Annotated in this window: 1 protein-coding gene and 1 pseudogene; both read right to left on the reverse strand. The window is 61.9% G+C overall.

Annotated elements, in window-relative coordinates; all coding sequences use genetic code 11:
• The coding region (locus tag B7Y43_RS20055; RefSeq protein ID WP_374133422.1) for an ATP-binding protein at positions 1 to 1,077 on the reverse strand (1,077 nt) is incomplete at its 3' end.
• Positions 1,078 to 1,195: 118 nt separating this feature from the next.
• A pseudogene (locus tag B7Y43_RS20060) lies at positions 1,196 to 1,513 on the reverse strand (integrase); the annotation flags it as partial.

Below are 1,513 nucleotides of genomic sequence, written 5' to 3' on the forward strand. Positions count from 1 at the left end.
CAGTGACGCACGCACGGGGCCAAAGCTCGACGACTTCCGACCTATATGCTCGGCGATGGCGGTCGATCCAAAGGGCCCCTCCCCCAGATCCGCCATGCCCCGCAGATAGCGCTTTTCGGACGGTGTCAGGCGGTCGAACCGCACACGAAAGAAACTGTCATCGAGTGCGGCGATGGCCGTGGGGTGAGCCAGATCGACGTCCGCTACTGTGATCGGGCAAGCGTCAGCGGCATCCCAACATTGCTTGCCCCATTCCTGTAGAAAATAGGGGTAGCCCTCAGTGACGGCGATGATTTGCGCGACCGCGGCAGGCTCAATCGCACATTCCTCCGCCTCGATCGGATGGATGATGGCGGCACTGGCCGCCTCAGTGCCGAGCGGTCCGATGCTGGTGAACAAAAATAAGCGTTCGGCATAGGACTTAGCTTTGCCCATCTGCCCGGCCAGTTGCGGCAAGCCAGCGGCAACCAACGTTATGGGGCGGTCGTTCTGGCGGGCACGGTGAAGTGCGGTGATGAGCGCCGCCAATTCGCGCTCGGGCACATATTGCAGCTCGTCGATGAACAGCACGAGAGCAGTACCTCGCTCAGCGGCGGCTGCTCCAACCAAATCGATCAGGTCGATAAGATCAGCGTCGAGATCGCCATTGTCCGCGACCCCGATTTCACCCAGATCGAGCGATGCCTCCAGCTCACCGTAGCTCAGCTTGAACGCCTTAACGAACCGCGCCAGCGCACCCAAGCCGCGTTTCGCCAGCGTCATTGCCGCCTGCCCACGATCAAGCTTGAGCATAGCGGTGCGGAGAGCAGGAACCAGCATGGCGGGCAACGACTGGCCTTCGGGCGCTTCGATCGGCACGCTCAAGATGCCCTCGCCTTCTGCGGCCCGGCGCATGGCGTTAAGCAGCACCGTCTTGCCCACCCCGCGTAATCCCAGCAGGATCATGCTTTGGGCATGACGACCGTTACGAATACGGTCGAGTGCGATGGCGACCGTTTCGAGGACGTCATCCCGACCTGCAAGCTCGGGCGGGCGGCTGCCTGCACCTGGGGCGAAGGGGTTGCGGCGTGGATCCATTCTAGGCTCCTTACACGGTTCTAGTTGATTCGACTAGAACCATGTAAGACGGTTATAAAGCGCTGCGAGCGTCCGGCGCGTCTGGTTGGCTTATCGTACCGATCTCAATGGGAAGCCATCAACCGATTTTGGCCATCAGACGTCCAGCAGCACCCTGCTCTGCAGCCAAATTGCGATTGTAGGCAAGCGGCATGCGTGGCGACTTCCACCGCAGCGCATCCATGATGCCGGCGAGATCCTCGCCGCTGGCGAACAAGTCCTGGTTGAGGCCCACCCGCGTCGAATGCGCGCTGATCCCCTTAAGCAATCGCGCCAGATCGTCTGCTGTCAGATCCGCCAGGGCACCGCGGTCGAACGCCCGCTGTATCATCGCGCGATAGATCGGACCGACCGACGCGGGATGCAGCGCCCCCTCCCCTACGTCGTACTCGACCCG

Source organism: Sphingomonas sp. 28-62-20, assembly GCF_002281505.1.